We start from the raw sequence: 17728 nt of genomic DNA, 5'->3' as shown, positions 1-17728 counted from the left end.
CCGCTCAGGGATACGGGACTACGGCCCCGGACCTGCCGGCCTGCACCAGGCGCTCCAGCCAGGGCGTCGGTGCGACGCCCAACTCCCGGCCCAGGTCGGCGCGGAACAGCTCGAAACGCCGCACCGCCTCGTTGATGTTGCGCTCGGCCAGGTGCACCGCGATCAACGCGCGGGTGGCGCTCTCCCGCAGCGGCTCCAGGTGCACGGCGGTCAACGCCACCTGCACCGCCTCGCCGTACCGGCCCTGGGTGGTGAGCCGCTCGGCGAGGGCCTCCAGCGCGTACAGCCGGGTCTGGCGCAGCCGTTCCCGCTCGGCCAGGACCCAGTCGTCGTACCAGCCGGGCAGCAGCTCACCTGTCGACAACATAGGCACGGCGCCCACCGGCGAACCGTCGGCCAGCAGGACGGCCGCCGCCGCGCTCAGGGCGGCCACGTCACTTGTCACCACGGCGGCCAGGGCCAGCCGGTCGTCCTCCTCGACGAGGGGCTCCGGCGTCACCCGGTGCAGCCGCCACAGCATCGTGCGCAGGTTGGCCCTCGCCCGGTCCTCGTGGGAGCCGGGCCAGAGCGTCCCGGCGGCCTCCGAGCGGGCACAGCGCTGGCGTACGCCGAGAAAGGCCAGCAGCCGGCGGGTGCCCTGCGGCACCGCCACCACCCGCCCGTCGCGTTCCAGCCCGAACCCGCCGAGCAGCCGCAACGCGTACCGGGACGGCTGCCCCGCCGCGGCCTCGGACACCGCGGAGTGCAGGTCGTGCGTCACCTCGTGAACAACCATGCCCGCGCCCTTCACACCCGATCCCCGTGGCGGCTTCCACGCTCGGGTGTGGACTGTCGGCGCGCCAGCGCAGTGTCGTCACACCGACCCGGCGAACGGTGGAGATCAACCGTTCGCCGGACTCGGCCTAGACCGTTCAGCGCAGCTTGTTCAGCGTCCGGGCGTACCCGGCCCACTCGGCGGCGTCGCCGACCTCGGCGCGGACCCCGGCCTCCTTCATGATGGCGAGCACCTGCTCGGGCTTCGTGTCGGCCAACTTGCCGAGAGTGCTGATCCCGGCGCGGGTCAGCGCCGCCCGGGCCTTGGTCGGCACACCGGCGAGCATGGCGATGTCGGCGTCGGCGACGTTCTCCAGCTCGGCCTCGATGCCCAGCGCCGCGGCGACCGCCGACTGGGCGCCGACGGTGGTCCGGACGATCGCCGCCTCCCGCTCGCTCACCTCGCCGAACATCGCGTCCAGGCTCGGATAGGCGCTGTCCGCCGGCAGCACCTTGAGCACGTCGCGGACCGTCCGGCCGTCGGCCAGTTCGTCCTCCCCGAAGAAACGGATGAACTCGGTCAGCTTCACCTCGCGCGGGAAGCGCTGCCGGATGTCGCCGTTCTCGGCAGCGTGGCGTTCCAGGTAGGCGGCCCCCCGGACCTTCGGGCCGACGACCACGTCCACGCCGAGGGTCTCCACGGCGGGCAGCACGATGGTGCCGGCCTTGGTCTGCCAGATGCTGACCTTCTTGTCCATGAACATCGTGGTGCCCATGTACCTGCCGAAGTCCAGCGTGCCGATGTAGTTGGGGATGTTCTCGAGCTGGTACGGGCCGGGGCTGACCTTGTTCTCGTGCACCGTCGAGTGCAGCCGGTTGATCTCCGCGCGGATCTCGTCGAGCAGCCGCCGCAGACTCACCCGCATCGCCGCCACGCAGGCGAACGCCTTGGCCACGTCGGTGCCGAGGTGGTCCAGGTCGTGTTCGATGCGGTGGAACCGCTCGTTGAAGCCCTGCTCCCCCGGGGTCTGCCCGGCCTGCACCACGTCCTCGCCGTCGACCCAGTCGGTGTGCGCGAAGGTCCGGGCGAACGGTGGCGGCGCGCAGCCCGGCTCCACGGCGGGAAACGACTCGGCGTAGCTGAACACCCGCTTCGCGGTGCCCACGTTCTCGTAGATCCAGGACGAGACAAGCACACTGGCGTCCGAGGCCGGGATGCCGTGCTGGGTGAATGCCTCGTACAGCTCGGTGACTGTCACCCCGTCGTAATTGATCTCGCTCGCCATTGTGGTGTCCCTCTCAGAGCTGGTCGTACACGCCGCGGTGCCGGCGCTGCTGGAAGGTGCGGAAGGTCCGGGCCACCGCCGGTCGCAGCGGCTCGGCGGTGCCGTCGGCGTCGAGGTCGACGTGGTCGCGGCGGATACCGAACGTGTTGATCTCCACGCCGAGCGGGCAGACCCTCATTAGCGCGTTCATCAGCCGCTCGTACTGCTCCAGGGTCACCGTCACCCCGTCGGGCAGCTCCACCCGGAACTCGTACGGGTCGGTCCGGCCGGTACGCACGTAGGAGAGCGCCACCACGGCGACCAGACCGGCGTGGGTGGGCCGCAGCGCGGTCCGCGCGCCGACCGCCTTGATCTCCGCGGTGCCGCCACCGAGCCCCACCGTGTACCAGCGGAACCCGGTGGCCCGGCGCTCGGCCAGGTTCAGCCCGGCCTGCGGCAGGCCGATCACGCTGCACACCAGCAACACCCGGTTGCCCGTCTCGACAAGCGGCAGCGCGGCGGCGAGGTGCTGGTCGCGCAGCAACCCGGCCAGCCGGGCCAGCCGGTCACCGGCCGCCGGCTGGCCGGCGATCAGCGCGGTGGCCAACGCCGCCGGCAGTTCGATGGTCTCCACCAGCTCGTCCGGCAACTGGTTCAGCGCGGCCACCACCGGCGCCGGGTCCCGCACCGCGGGCAGGCCGGCCGCGGCCAGCACCTGGTCCACCGGCTGCCCCGCCGGCCGGGTCGGCACCGCCGCCCACCGGGTCCGGGCCGCCGCGTCGGTCAGCGGTGTCCACGCCGGCTCCCCGGCACCCGTCCACGCGGACGCGGCGGCGACCAACCCGGCCAGCAGCAGCGCGTTGCCGCCCGGGTCGCCCGGCGCGTGGAACCGCGCTTCGACCGTCGCGTCGGCACCGACCGGGGCGCTCAGCGGCGCGGTCACCGCCAACCCCCGGGTGGGCAGGTGGGACAGGTAGATCCTGGTCGTGCTGATCCGGTGCGTGGTGGGCAACCCGCAGACCTGCCACAGCCACGCCAGCTCGCCGTCGGCCGCCACGGTGGGCACACCGCGCGCGCGGGCGGCGGCGATCAGCGCCTCGGCGGTCCGGTCGGCGGTGACCGCCCGCCCGGTGTCCAGCACCCGGTTGCGCAGGTCATTGGCCTGCCCGGGGGTCGGCCAGCTCACGTCCACCCCGAGGCCCAGCTCGTAGCGGCTGCCACCCGCGTCGTCCTGCGCCCGGGTCACCTGCCACACGATCGCCGAGCCGAGCGCCCGGCAGACCCGCCCCGCGCGGTCCAGGGCGGCGGCCAGCGGCGGCGCGACGCCGTGCGCGCTGTCGAAGGCGTACGACTGGCGCAGGCTGGCCCGCAGCGCGGTGACCTCGGCCAGCCGACTGCCCGGCAGTGCCCGGCCGGCGTGCGCCGTGTTGTTCGGCGGGGTGTTCGCCGGCAGCACCAGGCGGTCCCGGCGCAGTTGGGCGAGGAAGTTCGTGCGGTGCTGCGGATCCCCGGCGGCCACCAGCCGGATCGCCACCGCGAACCTGTCGTCCTCCTCGCGGACGGTGAACCGTGCGCCGCCGGGCAGGTCGGCGAAGAGCCCGGCGTTCGGGTCGGCGTCCGCGCCGGGCCCGTTGAGCAGCCGGCGCACCGCACCCGGGGTGGGCAGCAGGAACCGTCGGTAGAGCCCGAGCCGGTGGGCGTACGCGGTGTCCGGCTCGCGGGCCGGCGGGGCCAGCCGGCGGGCGTACACCTCGCCGCTGGCCGGCTCGTGCACCAACTCGTCGACGAAGCGGGCCACCCCGACGTCCGCGCCGATCCGGTCCAGCGCGTCGCGCCGGGCGTGCGCCAGGGTCCGGTACGCGTGCACCTCCCGGGCGGCGCGCCGCAGCCGGTGCTTCTCGTACGACACCAGGTAGAGCAGCCGACCCAGGTTGCCCTCCAGCACCGCCAGCTCGACCAGCCCCGGAAGGGCCGCACCGGTGACCGCCGTGGCGGTGCCTCCGTCGACGGCCCGCTCGACGGTCACGGCGACCGGGAACGACGCGACAAGCGGTTCGTCGGCGGTGTCCGGGGAGTACGCGGGCACCGACGCGCCGGCGGCCGACCAGGGCGCGAAGACCACCGGCGGCAGCACCCGCTCGTCGGCGCCGCCCGGGTCCACCGTGACGGTGACCCGCACGGTCTCCTCGATGAGGTCCCGGCGCAGCACGACGGTGAGCAGCGGATGCCGGCTGGTCCAGTCCACCACGGCCGTACCGGTGCTGGCCAGCGGCACCACCACCCGCCGGACGGCTCCCGGATACGGGCCCTCCAACTGGTCGACGAGGTTGCGTTCGACGGACGGGTCGGCGCCGTCCACCGGCACCCGGATGTCGGTCATCGGTCCCCCGCTCAGACGATCCGGAACGGCCGGGGGTCGTCCCGGTCGACGTAGACGGGCACCTGGTTCGCGGCGAGCACCGCGTTGTCGCCGACCGGCAGGCGCTGCACCCCGTCGCCGGTGGGCGCGCTGCCGGTCACCACCACCGCCGAGTCGGCCGGGAAGCGCACGAGCCGCAGCCCGCGTACGTCGGCGACGCCCGGCTCGTTCATCAGCGTCCAGATCACCTCGGCGGCCCGGACCGGCTCACCGAAGGGCAGCTCGTCGACGTAGCGGCGCAGTCGGGCGTGCAGGCGGGCGCGCAGCTCGGTGGCGGCGGTGGACGCGTTCACCGTCTCCTTCGAGCCGGTGGGCAGGGGCAGGCCCCGGATCACCAGGTCGGCCTCGACGCCGATGCCCACCTCGTCGGCCCGGTCCACCGAGGCGAAGATGCCCACCGGGCGCAGATCCTCGATGACCGACTCGACGGCGGCGTGCAGCCCGTCCGGCCCGTCCCAGATGGCCGCGGCGGTCGGCGCGACGAGCACCGTGACGTAGTACGGGTTGCCCAGGTCGCGTTCGGTGCTGAAGACCCGCTCGATGAAATTGAAGTTGCCGAAGATGGACTGGTTGAGGTCCAACCCGCCCCGGCCGTCGAAGACCTGCACCTGGCGTACGCCGGGCACTGTCGCCACGGCCAGGCCGATCGCCTCGGCGGTCCAGATGGAGCGGGGCGCGGCCAGCAGCAGTTGCCGGTAGCGGGCGTCGGGGACCTGCTGTTCACCACCGGTCAGCGCGACGGTGTGGGTGATCTCCACGAGTTCGGCGCCGGCGGCCTGCTCGGCGTCGTCCAGGTCGGCGAGCAGGGTGTCGGCCCGGTTCCAGCGGTCGATCTTCTGGCTGGGTTGGGCGGGGTCGAGGTTGTGCGCCGGGCCGGGGTAGAACGCGGCGACGGCCGGCGTCCGTTCGCCCACGGCCGCGGAGAGCACCACCGTCTCGTCCAGGGCCACGTGGTGCCCGCCGGGTGTGGACAAACGCGCGCCCCGGGGCAGCGTGAGCTGGGTACGGCCGGTGGGCAGCGCGGCCTTCAGCTTCAGCTTCACCGTCCCCCGCGCCGGCAGGTACGGCCGCCCGATGCCCAGTTCCTCGCCCAGGCGGGTCAACGCGTCGGCGGTGGCCGACACCACGTAGGAGTTGTCGTAGACGGCGCCGAGCGCCGCCCACAGTCGGGCGTCCTCCAGCGCGGCCAGTTCGAGGACCTTGCGCAGCACGGCGCCGCTGGTCAGGTCGATGTCGTCGCCGAAGAGCAGCCGGGCGGTGGCCAGTTTCTCGGCGAGCAGTCGGGCGAAGGACTTCGGCACGAAGCCGCTCTCGACGACGCCGAAGCCGGTCGAGCCGGTGGCCCGCAGCGCGGCGGCGTCGACGGCCAGGACGTCGGCCAGCTCGGCCGGGACTGTGGGATCAGACATGTGGCAGCTCCCCGAGATGCACCGAGAGCCGGTCGTCGGTGATGGTTTCGAACTGGACCTGCACCTGGAGGGTGCGGGAGGACCGCAGCGCGGCTGCCGCCGCGTCGTCGGCACGGCCCGCGCCGAGCCGGCCGTCGTCGAGGTTGACGTCGACGATCTTCCGGACCCGGGGGTCGCGGTCGAGCAGCGTGATGATGCCGATGCGTACCTGCTCACGGATCAGGTTCGGCTCGATCTGCTCGGCGAGGGCGTTGAGCCCGTCGAAGCCGAAGGTGGCGTCGAAGACGTTCGAGCCGCGCAACGTCATCAGCGCCACCGCGAGGCTCTGCGCCACGTTGTCGGTGCCGGCGACGAGGGCCAGCACCCGGCCGTTCGGGCCGTCGTCGAAGACGATGTCGCGGGCCAGGTCCACGCCGGGCATCGTGGGTTCGAAGGCGAGGCCCCAGCCGAGGTAGCGACGCTGGGCGGCCTGGCGTTCCCGCTCGGTCCGGTCCACCTCAGACCGCCTTCAGCTTGCTCTGCCCGGCACTCGCGGACAGGCCGGGCGTGCTGCCGTCGGTGGCGCCGCTGAGTGAGTCCAGGGCCACCCCGGCCCCGCCGACCTTGAGCTTGCTGGCGGCGCCGGACGCCGTGGTCACCGTGCCGCACTGCTTTGTGGAGTTGCTTGTGGTGATGGTGCACCCGGCCACCGATTTGCCGCTGATCCCGTCCGGGCGGGTCACCGCGACATGGTCGACCGTCAGCTTGCTCTGCCCGGCCGGGGTGACCTTGCCTTGGCTGGGGCAGTGCACGTCGCTCGACGTGGTGAGCACGAAGGCCATAGCGTTCTCCTCAGTGGACGTTCATCGCGTTGTCGACCTGCACGTCGACGTCGTCGGCGGCGATGGTGACGGTGCCGCCGCTGATGTTCACCGCGCCGTTGCCCGCGTCCAGGTCGATCCGGGTGCCGGTGATGGTGATCGAGCCGTCCTGCTTCAGCACGATCGACGACCCGCCGGCGGCGTGCTCGATGGTGATGCTGTCGGCCTCGTCGGCGCGGGCCGGGCGCTGGCCCCGCCCCTGGAGTTGGGCCCGGCCCACCCGCACGGTCAGCTCACCCAGCTCGATGACCCGGTTGCCGTCGCCGTCGGTGAGGTCGTGCGCCACCTTGCCGTCGTGGTCGGCGGGCACCACCGTGTCGCCGATCGACGAGCGGCTGTTGGTGGCCACTCCCACCGGCAGGGACAGCCACCAGTCCCCCGGCTGGGACACCGGGGCGTGCCCGGTGGGCCAGAGAGCGCCCACCTCCACCGGATCGTCGGGTGAGCCGTTGCGGTAGGCGAGCGCCACCCGGGTGCCCGGGTAGCGGGGCAGGATCAGCCCGCAGCCACCCCAGGCGAACGGGGTCAGGTAGGTCACCCCGGGCAGCGGCGCGGGCTGCTCCCGGCGTACCGGCAGGCGGCGGGCGGCGTTGGGTCGGCCGTCCGAGCGGGCCAACCCCTCCCACACCGTCTCGGTCTGCGCCGGTGGCTCGACCGCGCCGCTGGCGTTCGTGGCCGCCGCGCGTACCTCGCCGATCTCCAGGCCGCGGGTCTCGCCCCGGGCGGCGCGGGCCGCCCGGCGCACCGCCTCCGCCGCGGCCACGCCGGGAGAGGACGCCGGACCGGCCGGCTCGGCGGTGCCCACGCCGGAGGCGTCGCTCCAACTGTCCCAGGCCTGGGCGCCCGAGGTGACCTCGACGCCCTGCACCACCGTGACGAATCCGGCGGTACGCGAGAGGGTGTGCCGCGCGGCGCTGAGGTAGAGCAGTTTCGCCCCCGCCCCCAACTCCCCTGTCGACGGGGCGAACGGTGCGGCGAACGAGCCGAGCAGCGCCGCGCCGACGCTGCCCAGCGTGGTGGCCTCGTCTGCCGCCGGCGGGTCGAAGCACACCAGGTCACCGGGCTTCAGGTCGGGCCGGCCCTTGAGCGTCAGGGTCCACGCCCGACGGCGCGGCGCGGCGGGGCCGCCGGCCTCGGTGGCCGCGTACGGGTCGGTGTCCTGGGTGCCGTTCTCGGTGCACTCCAGCAGGCCGGTGGCGAGGGTCAGCGGCTTCGGCTCCCCCTCCGGATAGGGGATCGGCCGCTTGCCGACGTGCACGGTGCCGTCTCGGATCAGCAGCATTCCCCGCCCGTACGCGTTGAGCGACTGCTGCAACGCGCCGCCGATCCGTTCCACCGCAGCGCGGTAGAGCAGCCCGGCGCCGAAGGCGACCCGTTCGTCACCGGCCGCCTCGGTGGTGCCCCGGGTCATCGTGCCGTCCGGGTTGGCGCCCCAGGTGGCGATGTCCACTCTGGTCCGCTGCGCGACGGCCCGGATCGCCGCGCTGAAGGAGGCCGCCTCGAACCGTTCGGCGACCCGCTGACCGAGCCGGGCGTACGCCTGCTCGACGAGGGTCAGCTCGGTGTCGTACGTCCGCTCGCCGGTGAGCCGCCGTACCTTCGTCACCCGCAGCACGGCGACGAGCGCCTGGGTCAGTTCGGCCGGGGTCGGGCCGGCGTTGACGCCGACCAGGTTTGTGAAGAACGCGCCGACGGAGGTGTTGGCATCCCGCCAGTACAGGTGCAGTTTCGCCACCAGCGGCGGTTGTCCCTCGGTGGTGCGCAGCGCGGCGAAGTGCTCGTCGATCAGCCCCTGCACGGTGACCGTGTACGCGCCGGGGCCCAGCCCGTCGGGCAGCGCCGCGTCGATGGCCGCGTAGTAGTCGGCGCTGGAGAGGCTGAGCGCCGCGTCGGGGCTCAGCCCGGTCGGGGTCTCCCGGTGGAAGGTCAGGGTCCAACCGGCGTCGTTGCCGACCGCGCCCTGGCGGACCTGACCGGTCTGGAACGGCGTGAGCGTCATCGGAGCACCCTCCGCAGCTTCTTGTCGAGCAGGTAGCGGTAGCGCAGCCGGCCGGGGCCCAACTCGGACTCGACGCGCTGCGCGGGTGGGCGGCGACGCCAGACGAACTCGTTTATCGGCGGCGGCCCGAATTGGTCCACCGCGTGGTCGGCGCGTCGCCAGGCCAGCGCGATGGACGAGCCGTAGTCGCCGGAGCCGCGTACCGTCCCGGCGTGCAGCAGCCAGCCGAGCACCACCACCTCGACGGCGATCGGGGCGGCTCCGGTGGCGACCGCCGGGCCGGCGTCGGGGCAGACCCGGCGCAGCCCGGCGGCGAGCGGCACCGAGCCGAGGATCCGGGTGCCCTGACGGACCACCAGGCGCAGCGGCACCCGGCCGACGAGCGCCGGGGGCGGGGGCGCGGCCGGGGGCGCGGGTCGGGAGGCCAGGTCGTCGGCGGAGGTGCTGACCACGGCGAGGGGGTCGGTGTGCAGCCACTGCCGGGCCAGCCCGGTGGGCAGGATCAGCACCGCGTGCACACCGGCGCCCAACTCGACGCGGTGCGGCAGGCCGGCGGTGAGGCTCTGCCGTACCTCGGTGAACCCGTCGGGCACCTCGACGGGTTTCTCCGGCAGCAGGTAGCGGTCGATCGGAAATTGTGGCATCAGTTGCCCAACCCGTCGGCGAGCGCGCCGACTCCGATGCTGGCCACGTCGAGCAGCTTGCCGAGCAGGCTGGGACGGGGCACGTGGACGAGGGTGATCGTGGTGTCCAGGACGTCGCGGCGGGCGGCGGAGGCGTTGAACGTCAGCGACTGCACCTGCATGTCGGTGCGGATGGTCATCGAGGTGACCAGGATCAGCCCGCCGAACTTCCCCCCGGAGTACGCGGCGAGCGCGGTGCCGCGTTTGCTGGCCTCGGCCATCGTCTCCAGGGCGAACTTCCACGCGTAGCGCTCCGGGCCGACCAGCACCCCGGTCAGGGTGATGGTGTCGTCGTGGGTGGCCACGATGGCCTTGTGCGCGGTGGAGCCGATCGGCGGCAGGTGGTAGGTCTGGGCCAGTGAGATGGCGGTGACGGCCCAGATCGGAATGGGCAGGATCCCGTCGCTGATGATCGCGGACGGCACCGTGCCGTACCGCAGGAAACTGGTGGTGGCCATGCTCAGCGCCCTCCGGTGGGTGGCAGCGGCACCGGCGGACCGGTGGGTTCGACGGCCAGGCCCAGGTCGCGCAGCGCCTGGGTGATCTCGCGGACCTCACCGGCGGCGCTGGTGACCCGCAGCCGCAACCGGCGTTCCGCCAACGCCGCGCTGATCCGCGCCGGCCGGGTGGACGCGGACCCGCGCCTGTTGATCCGGTCGATCTCGGCGGCGGCGTCCTCCATCCGGGAGATCGCGTCGAGGATCCGCGGATCGGCGGTGAAACCGGGATCGTCGCGGCCCAGCCGGGCGATGGCCGCGCGGAAGTCCGCGGCGTCGCGGCGCAGGTTGGTGACGAGGTTGTCGGTGAGCGCGCTGACCCCGCCGACGCTCGGCGCGCGGTGCGACTTGTCGTCGATCAGCCACACCCAGCCGTCGTGGCCGATGCCGACCAGGTCGGTGCCGGCGACCTTGACGTTGGCGTCCGGCCCCTTGAGGAACAGCTCGATGCTGCTCAGCGAGAACGCCGCGCTGTACTCGCCGAGCACGCCCCGGCCGTAGGTGACCATGTCGTGGCGCAGGTAGGCGCGGAAGCCGGGGCCGTCGTCGGCACGGCCGCCCCGGTCCCGGAAGCGCCGCCACAGGGTGGTCAGGGCCTCCGGGTTGTGCAGGGCGAGCTGCTGGGTGAGCCAGACGTCGCCGCCGGCCACCACCGCCCGCAGCTCCGGGTCACCGATGCGGGCCAGCGCCTCGGTGAGCCGGGCCTCGCTCACCTGCAGGCCGCGCGAGCGGGCCCGGCCGAGGTCGTCGACGGCGGCGCGCAGCCGGGTCAGCTCGTCGGGGGTGAGCCGGCCGCCGAGGCGGGTCTCCAGGTCGGCGACCGCGGCCCGCTTGCCGGTCTCGCTCTCGGCGGCCACCGCGCGCCACAGCGCGGCCGGTTCCACCTCGGCGGCGCGGCGCAGCGCGGCCTGCCGGTCCGCCGGCATGGCCCGGAACGCGTCCCCGACGATCGCGGCGGGCTCGGTGTGCCGGCCGGCCGCGCCGCCGCCGTCGAACTCACGCAACAGCGAGTCGGCGTACGCGGCGGAGTCGTCGGCCAGCCGCAGCGGGGCGTCCCCGACGATGCCGTCGCGGGGCCGGCTCAGCTCGCGCATCTCCGTGTTGAGCTGGTCGAAGTACTCGCCGAGGGTGGCCACCCGCACACCGTCGGGCAGGGTGCCGCCCGCCAACACGTGGTCGAGGATGGCGGCGATGTTGTCCCGCAGCACACCGATGCGTTCCAGCCGGTTGAGCGCGTTGCCCAGGTGCAGGTCACCGACGTCGTCGACGATGCGCCGGATGAGGTGTTCCAGCAGCCGCCGGGAGCGCACCTCACCGGCCTCGCTGTGCGCGGCGACGGTCCGCATGAAGCGGCGCAGCCGGGGGTTGGCGTCGGCGGCGGCGTGTACGGCGGCGGCGTCGAGGAACCGGCCGGCGCGGAACCGGCGCGGCCCGGTCACGGCCGCACCACCGGGACGCGCGGGCCGGCGGCGGCGCCACCGGGCGGGGAGTCCAGCACCATGAGGATGAACCGGGCGCCCTCCGGGCCGCCGACCGCGCCGTTGAGCATCGCCTCGCGCTCCACGTAGGCGAGCACCGGCTCCATCAGCTTCTGCACCACCCGTTCCAGCACCTCGTTGAGCAGGATCTCGGTGAGGAAGCCCTGGAGCAGGTCCCGGGACGCGGCTTCGATGATCTGCCGGGTGACCCGACGCACCACGTACCCCCGGGCGGCACGCAGCCCGGCGCGGACGCCGAAGCGCACGGCGACCCGGCCGCCGCGCACGACCGCGCCGCCGATGGTGCCGGCCTCCGGGATCAGCGACAACGCCATCCCGAGGTACGCGGCGAACAGCTCGACCTCGACCTCGGTGCGGGTGAGCACCAGTTCCGGGTCGAGCATCGAGGCGTAGAGGCGCTCGCGCTGGTGGGCGTGTGCCACGTCGACGGCGGCGACGGCCACCCCCACCACGAAGCCCAGCGGCGGGCAGAGCAGCGACAGCGCGATGATCCCGACCATCGTGGCGAACGCGTTGAGCGCCTCCCGGCCCAGCTCGGTGCCGAACAGCTCGTCGATGCCCGTGGCGTAGTAGAGGTTGCCGCCGAAGAACTCCCCGATCTGCTGGTGGGTGACCAGGTGGATGCCCTGCAGGGCGAAGCGTCCACGGGGGATGGTCGCCGACGGGATGTGCTCACTGATCCGACTGGACCGGAACGCGAACCGGGCGTCGGTGCGGGCCCGACCGAGCATCTCGGTGTTGTTGCGCCGCATGTCCTGCAACACCCGCCACAGCTCGTCGCGGATCGCCGAGGCGTCACCGGCGAAGCGGGCCAGCACGTCGGGCACGTCGGTGATCTGCTTGACCAGCGGGTCGATGCCCTCGGCCTCGCCGCGCTGGATGACAAGCGCCTGCTCGATCTCGGCGAGGGTCCAGAGCACCGCGTGCGCGTCGCGGATCCGGGTGGTTCCGTCCCGTTCGACGATCTCGCCGGCCGCGCCGGGGCTGCTGAACGCTGCCTCGGTGGCGAGGAACGCGCTGGAGATCGCGCGGGCGGCCCCGAACCACGCCGTGGACGGGTTGGCCACGCTGACCGTGGCGAGGGTGCCGCCGCCGACGTCGGTGTGCGCGGACACCCACCGGGCCGCCTCGTGTCGGCGCAGCCGCTCGCGCAGCCCCTGCAACTCGGCGTAGTCGGTGAGCTGGGAGACGATCAACCGTTCGAAGATCGGCGCGTACCTGTCGAAGTTGGCGATCCGCGCGTCGATGCCGGTCCGCGAAGTGAGCAGCAGTTGTACGAGCATGGCCTGGTTGCCGACCATGAACAACTGCCCGACGGCGCTCTTGACGGCGGGGCTGAACGCCTGCAGGAAGTGCAGGTTCCAGGACGCGGACGAGTCGATCCAGCCACCCTGGATGCGGGCGAAGTGCTCGGGCTTGCGGTAGCGGTCCATGACCAGTTCGGCCAGGTGGTCCAGGCGCGGCACCACCCCGGCGAGGTGGCGCAGGAACTGCACGGCGGGTGAGGCGACCGGCCGGAAGTCCAGCGGGCCGAGCCCGCCGGCGCCCTGCGGCACGGGCCTGGTGAACGCCTCCCGCTCGGCCCCGCCGACCAGCAGGCTGATCGCCGCGGCCCGGCCGCGCAGCATAGCGGCGGCCTGGAGGCAGAAGTTCGCCGGGTAGCGGCACGGCTCGCCCATCTGCAACCGGAACGCGATGTCGTCCATCAGCCGGCGCAGCTCGTCGCCGTCCGGCCCGAGCGCGGCCAACTCCGGTTCACCGTTGAACGGGGCGCAGGCACGCAGCTCGGAGTGTTCGCCGGTGACGGCCGGGAACCGTCGGCCCTCGACGCCGGGTGGGGTGCTGGGGCTGCTCGGGTCGAAGACGAACCCACCCCGCCGGGCGTCGCCGCTGCCGTCCCCACCCGCGCCACCGGCGGACCCGGTGCCCGTGCCACGACCGGACCTGGTGCCCGTGCCACCGCCGGACCCGGTGCCCGCGCCGCCGCCGGACCCGGTGCCCGCGCCGCCGCCCGGTCCGCTTCCGGTGCCACCGGCCGACCCGCTGCCCGCGCCGGCCCCACTGCCCGTCCCGTCGCCGATGCTGCCGCCGCGTGGGGCGTTCGGGTCCGGTGGGGTCGCCGGGCGCTGCTCGACGCTGATCGGCAGGAGGTTGGCCGTACCCGTCCAGTGCAGGGTGGCGTCGGTCTCCTCGGTGCCCACCAGCAGCAGGGAGACCCCGCCGATGCTGATCGTCACCAGGCTGGTCGGCAACGCACCGCCCACCGAGGTCAGGATCCCGTCGACCCGGCGGGTCACCTCGGCGTCGACGGCCCGCTCGATCTGCGCCTGGTACTCGTCCGCGGTCGTCGTCTCACCGCGCGGCTGGGCGGTCCGCAGCCGCTGCCGGATGTCGGCGCTGAGTTCCTCGTCCACCATGGCCACCAGCCCGGCCCGGTCGGTGACCGGCCGACGCCGCACCGTGCCGGGCTGCGGGCTGGGCACCCGCGCCTCCACCTCGAAGTGCGGCTGCGGGGTGGCCCGGAACACCGTCTCGCCGAACGTGTCGAAGGTCAGGTACGACAGCGGGGTGGTGGTCACCATGACCAGCCACACCTGCCGCCCGGTGGGGTCGATGACCCGGGCGATGACCCCCTGCGGAGTACCCGACGGCAGGCCACCGTGCTGGCGTACCGCCTCGCGGGCCAGCTCCGCGAAGTGACCGACCAGATAGGTGACCGGCCGCAGCAACCACTGGTAGGTGACCGGGGGCGGCTCGTCGCCGTCCACCGGCACCTCGGCGGCGTCCCCACCGTCGTCGTAGGACGGCACCCGGTAGACCGCGAGGAGGTGACGCATCCGGTGCGGGTCGAACACCTCGACCGCCGGCCGACTCAGCGGCACGGCCACCCCGGCGGGCAACCCCGGATCCAGCCGTGCCGAGGCGATCACCTCGTCGATGCGTCGGCGCAACCGGGCCTCGAAGGCTCGCCTGTCGTCCGGGGACACCCGCTCACCGTCCGCGCCGGTCCAGCGGAAGGTCGGCGCTTCGGGGCGTACCTCCAGGTAGCCGCCGCGGGGCGCGACCACCTCGCGGCGGGAGTGCTCCAGCGCGCGGGCCAGGGCCGCGGCGAGCGCCTCGGTCACCGCCTCCGGACGTTCGGTCACCGACCGGGCGTCCAGCCGGACCCGCACCGGCACGTGCACCGAGATGGCCACCGTCAGACCTGCCCGTCCAGGTGCTCGGCGAGGCGGGCCAGCGCGAGGTCGGCGAGCGCGTCGGCGTCGACCGCGCCACCGGCCGCGACCACCTCGATCTCCACCGGGAAGTGGTACGCGATGACCGCGCGATCGTCCTCGGCCACCTGCGCGGCCTCCGCCTCGCTGCCGGCCGCCGGCAGCACCAGCTCACCCGCGTGCACCAGGGCCAGCCCGGTACGGGTGACCCGGGCGGCGCGGCCAGCACCGGTCGCCATCTCCTACCTCCGAATGATCGTTTGCGGGTTGTCGTCCGGCCCGGTCAGGGCAGCACGGACGGGTCGCCGGTCTTCGGGTCGACCGAGGCGGCCAGGCTGAAGCCACTGAAGGTCGCCGCGGGAGCGCCGGAGATGGTGGCGGTGGTGGGCGTGGCGCTGGTGATCATGCAGTCCCGCAGGACGAAGGACGAGAACGCCCAGTCGTCCCCGGTGTGCTCCAGCAGGGCGATGTCGAACAGTTCGCCGTCGAGGGCCAGCTTGGTGAGCCGGCCGGCGACGTCCCCGATCGCCTTGACGGTCATCGTGAAGTTCATCGACACCGGCGCGTGGATGACACCCAGGTGGGTCACCTCGCACGAGTGCAACGCCTCGACGTTTAGCGAGAAGGACGGGCTGAACGAGTCGATGGGGCTGATCAGCACCGTCTCGGTGCCCTTGGTGTACTGCACCGCGAGGCGGGTCTTCCACTCCATGGTCTGGTTCCTCCGGGTCAGAACTTGGCCACGAGCGTGACCAGCAGGCGGCTCACGGCCGGGCCGTACGTGACGGTGACGACCAGGTCGACGGTGCGGTCGGCCCGGGCGGCGGTGACGATCGAGGTGTCGGTGGCGGTACGCGCGACCTCGGGGATGGTGAGGATGTCGAGCACCGGGATCTCGACGCGGTAGTCGTCGATCACCGCCTGCCGCTTGAGGGGGCCGAGGATGCCGTCCACCTGGGTCTTCAGCAGCGTCATCCCCGGCTTGGTGATCCGGGCGTCGCCGACCAGACCGATCAGGCCGGCGCGCAACATGAACTCGATCGCATCGAGGGTGCGCACCAGGTCGACGTGCAGCAGGCTCGCGTCTGAGGTGAAGAGCCGCCCGTCGGCGAAGTGCAGGCTCTCCCCGGTGATCAGTGTCGGGTCGATGATCGGCGTGAGGTTGGCCTCGGAGAGGCCCTTGATCTCCGCCGGGCTGTACTGCTTGGCCACCGGAATGGCCACACCGCGGATCTTCTTGAGCACGATGCTGTGGTGCACCGGCAGCCCGGCCACGGCGGCCATCGCGGCCGTCGCGGCGTCGCCGTCCGCTCCTCGGGCGGCAATCATCACCATCCGGCTGGTGCTGCTCTTGAGCGGGTTCGCGGCGGTGGTGACGTCCGCGACGTAGGTGGGGACCTTCTCGGTGGCCGGATTGACCATCGCGAAGCCGATCCGCCGCTGGCCGGCCGCCGACATCGTCTCCACGTGCGCCTTGAGGGCGTGCAGCCCGGTGGGCGCGCCCGCCCCGGCCGGGTTGCCGACACTCGACTCGTTGGCCAGCGACACCATCGTCACGTCGTCGGCGGCCTCCAGACCACCGAGCGCGGCCGCGTAGTCGTCGCCGGCCACCTTCACCCCGTACACCTTCGCCGGGCGCGGGTCCTGCAGGAACGCCAGCTCCAGCGAGTTGTAGAGGGCGTTGCGGACCACGTTGCCGGCCTGCCGGCGGGCGAAGTTGGTGACCGCGTCGTCCAGGGTCTCGATCCGCACCGGCGTGTTCGCCGGCGCCGAACCGCCGTCGGCCGTGGACGGCGCCTTGCCCACCACGGCGATGACGCCCGGTGAACGCTGGGCCAGCGGCGCCGGTGGCGGCACGATCCGGACCTCGATGAACGGGAATGCTGCTGTCGGTGCCACGGGTCCTCCCGGACGAAGTTGCTGCTGCTGGTCGTTGGGCGGCTCCCGCCGCTGGGTTCGTTGGGCGGCTCCCGCCGCTGCGGTCGTTGGGCGGCTCCCGCCGCTGCGGTCGTTGGGCGGCTTCGGGCCGCTGCGGTCCTTGGCGGCTCCCGCCGCTGGGGTCCTTGCCCGGGTTTCGCCGTTCCGGTCGTCGGCGGCTCCCGGCCGTCTCAGGTCGTCACGGCGGCCAGTCCGATGCCGCTGCGGGCGAGCCACTGGCCGGCCCGCGCGAAGCGGGCCGCCCGCTTCTGCGCGTCGGTGCCGGTGTCGCCGCCGGGCCACCCGTCGTCGTCGAAGGTCTCGACAGGGACCACCCACACGGCGACCACCCGGTGTCGTCGCCGCACGTCGTCCGGTGCCGGCACGTCGAGCCCCAACTCCTCGGCGCGGGCCCGCACCAGGCGGGTCTCGACGAGCAGGTCAGCCAGGGAGAAGCCCTGGTCACGGATCAGCACGGCGGCGGCGAACGGCAGCGGGCGCGGGGTGGGCGGCGCGGCCGGCGGCGGCGCGTAGCGCAACCGCACGGTGGCGCCGGCGGCCTGCCCACGCATCCGCGTCACCAGGTCACCAGCGTTGGCCGCGCCGACGCCCGCGAGCAGCCGGTCCAGGTGCGCGTCGGTGAACGCGGCCGGTTGGTGCAGCCCGGCGCGCAGTCGGGCCACCAGCCGGCTCCGGCGTTCGGTCTCCAGCTGCGTCGGGTCGACCGGCAACGCACCCAGGTCGGTGATGATCTGCGGGTCGACGTCAAAGGCGGGCACCGCCACGTCGAGGTCCTCGACCCGGTCCCGGGCGACACTGGTACGCACCACCAGGCTGCCCCGCCACATCGCGTCGATGCGCAGCGCCGAGCCGCCGAGCCCGTGCAGGCGGATCCGCAGCTCACTGCGGGCCGTACCGCCGGAAGCCAGCCACTCCCCCTCGGCCACGGTGACGGGGGCGGCGGCGAAACCTAGCGTCAGCTCGTCGAAGACCGCCGCGTACGGCGGCGCGACAGGCATCGCCTCGGTGTCGTACGCGGCCTCGACCAGATGCGCCAGCGACGCGTCGTCGAAGAGCGCGGCACGGGTGCCCGGATCGGCCAACCGCACCAGCACCCCGTCGACGAAGTCCACCGCCCGGCCTCCCCGCTGCCCGCGCCGGTGCACCATGCCCGGCTCGGCACGAGGATCGCCAAGTACCCGTCACCCGACC

General features: G+C 73.5%; 15 protein-coding genes. All 15 read right to left on the bottom strand.

Going from position 1 to position 17728, the window contains the following annotated elements:
- Nucleotides 1-4: 4 nt before the first annotated feature.
- Nucleotides 5-775, bottom strand: a complete 771-nt coding sequence (locus ACFYPM_RS16310) for a BTAD domain-containing putative transcriptional regulator (RefSeq protein WP_387196856.1) — start codon at nucleotides 773-775, stop codon at nucleotides 5-7.
- Between the two features lie 136 nt (nucleotides 776-911).
- Nucleotides 912-2039 (bottom strand): hypothetical protein, encoded by a 1128-nt coding sequence (locus ACFYPM_RS16305; RefSeq protein ID WP_387196854.1) that lies wholly within the window; start codon nucleotides 2037-2039, stop codon nucleotides 912-914.
- A gap of 13 nt (nucleotides 2040-2052) precedes the next feature.
- A complete protein-coding gene (locus ACFYPM_RS16300; protein WP_387196851.1) occupies nucleotides 2053-4398 on the bottom strand; it encodes a hypothetical protein in 2346 nt (781 codons plus the stop codon).
- An 11-nt stretch (nucleotides 4399-4409) separates the two neighbouring features.
- Complete coding sequence (locus tag ACFYPM_RS16295; protein ID WP_387196848.1) at nucleotides 4410-5846, bottom strand: baseplate J/gp47 family protein; 1437 nt, start codon at nucleotides 5844-5846, stop codon at nucleotides 4410-4412.
- Entirely contained in the window at nucleotides 5839-6342 is a 504-nt protein-coding gene (locus ACFYPM_RS16290; protein WP_387196845.1) for a hypothetical protein, read from the bottom strand. The genes ACFYPM_RS16295 and ACFYPM_RS16290 overlap by 8 nt, the downstream gene beginning before the upstream one ends.
- Nucleotide 6343: 1 nt before the next feature.
- Nucleotides 6344-6667, bottom strand: coding sequence for a hypothetical protein (locus ACFYPM_RS16285; protein WP_387196842.1), 324 nt, complete (start codon nucleotides 6665-6667; stop codon nucleotides 6344-6346).
- Between the two features lie 10 nt (nucleotides 6668-6677).
- The gene (locus tag ACFYPM_RS16280) at nucleotides 6678-8705 is read right to left on the bottom strand and encodes a hypothetical protein (RefSeq protein WP_387196839.1); all 2028 of its coding nucleotides are present in this window, start codon (nucleotides 8703-8705) and stop codon (nucleotides 6678-6680) included.
- Entirely contained in the window at nucleotides 8702-9349 is a 648-nt protein-coding gene (locus ACFYPM_RS16275; RefSeq protein WP_387196836.1) for a hypothetical protein, read from the bottom strand. The genes ACFYPM_RS16280 and ACFYPM_RS16275 overlap by 4 nt, the downstream gene beginning before the upstream one ends.
- A complete protein-coding gene (locus ACFYPM_RS16270) occupies nucleotides 9349-9846 on the bottom strand; it encodes a hypothetical protein (protein ID WP_357063288.1) in 498 nt (165 codons plus the stop codon). The genes ACFYPM_RS16275 and ACFYPM_RS16270 overlap by 1 nt, the downstream gene beginning before the upstream one ends.
- A 2-nt stretch (nucleotides 9847-9848) precedes the next feature.
- Nucleotides 9849-11324: a hypothetical protein gene (locus tag ACFYPM_RS16265; protein WP_387196832.1), complete on the bottom strand. Its 1476-nt coding sequence runs from the start codon at nucleotides 11322-11324 to the stop codon at nucleotides 9849-9851.
- Nucleotides 11321-14581 carry a hypothetical protein gene (locus ACFYPM_RS16260; protein WP_387196828.1) on the bottom strand — a complete coding sequence of 1087 codons (3261 nt, stop codon included), beginning with the start codon at nucleotides 14579-14581 and terminating at the stop codon, nucleotides 11321-11323. The genes ACFYPM_RS16265 and ACFYPM_RS16260 overlap by 4 nt, the downstream gene beginning before the upstream one ends.
- A 2-nt stretch (nucleotides 14582-14583) precedes the next feature.
- Nucleotides 14584-14838 carry a hypothetical protein gene (locus tag ACFYPM_RS16255; protein WP_387196825.1) on the bottom strand — a complete coding sequence of 85 codons (255 nt, stop codon included), beginning with the start codon at nucleotides 14836-14838 and terminating at the stop codon, nucleotides 14584-14586.
- 44 nt (nucleotides 14839-14882) lie between these two features.
- Nucleotides 14883-15311 carry a hypothetical protein gene (locus ACFYPM_RS16250; protein WP_387196822.1) on the bottom strand — a complete coding sequence of 143 codons (429 nt, stop codon included), beginning with the start codon at nucleotides 15309-15311 and terminating at the stop codon, nucleotides 14883-14885.
- Between the two features lie 17 nt (nucleotides 15312-15328).
- Entirely contained in the window at nucleotides 15329-16498 is a 1170-nt protein-coding gene (locus ACFYPM_RS16245) for a hypothetical protein (RefSeq protein WP_387196819.1), read from the bottom strand.
- Nucleotides 16499-16707: 209 nt separating this feature from the next.
- Nucleotides 16708-17649 carry a hypothetical protein gene (locus tag ACFYPM_RS16240; protein WP_387196816.1) on the bottom strand — a complete coding sequence of 314 codons (942 nt, stop codon included), beginning with the start codon at nucleotides 17647-17649 and terminating at the stop codon, nucleotides 16708-16710.
- Between the last annotated feature and the right edge of the window lie 79 nt (nucleotides 17650-17728).

This window comes from Micromonospora sp. NPDC005203 (assembly GCF_042872705.1).
Taxonomy (GTDB): Bacteria; Actinomycetota; Actinomycetes; order Mycobacteriales; family Micromonosporaceae; genus Micromonospora.
The sequence above is the reverse complement of the archived record's forward strand: the minus strand, read 5'-3'. Positions and strand labels throughout refer to the sequence as shown.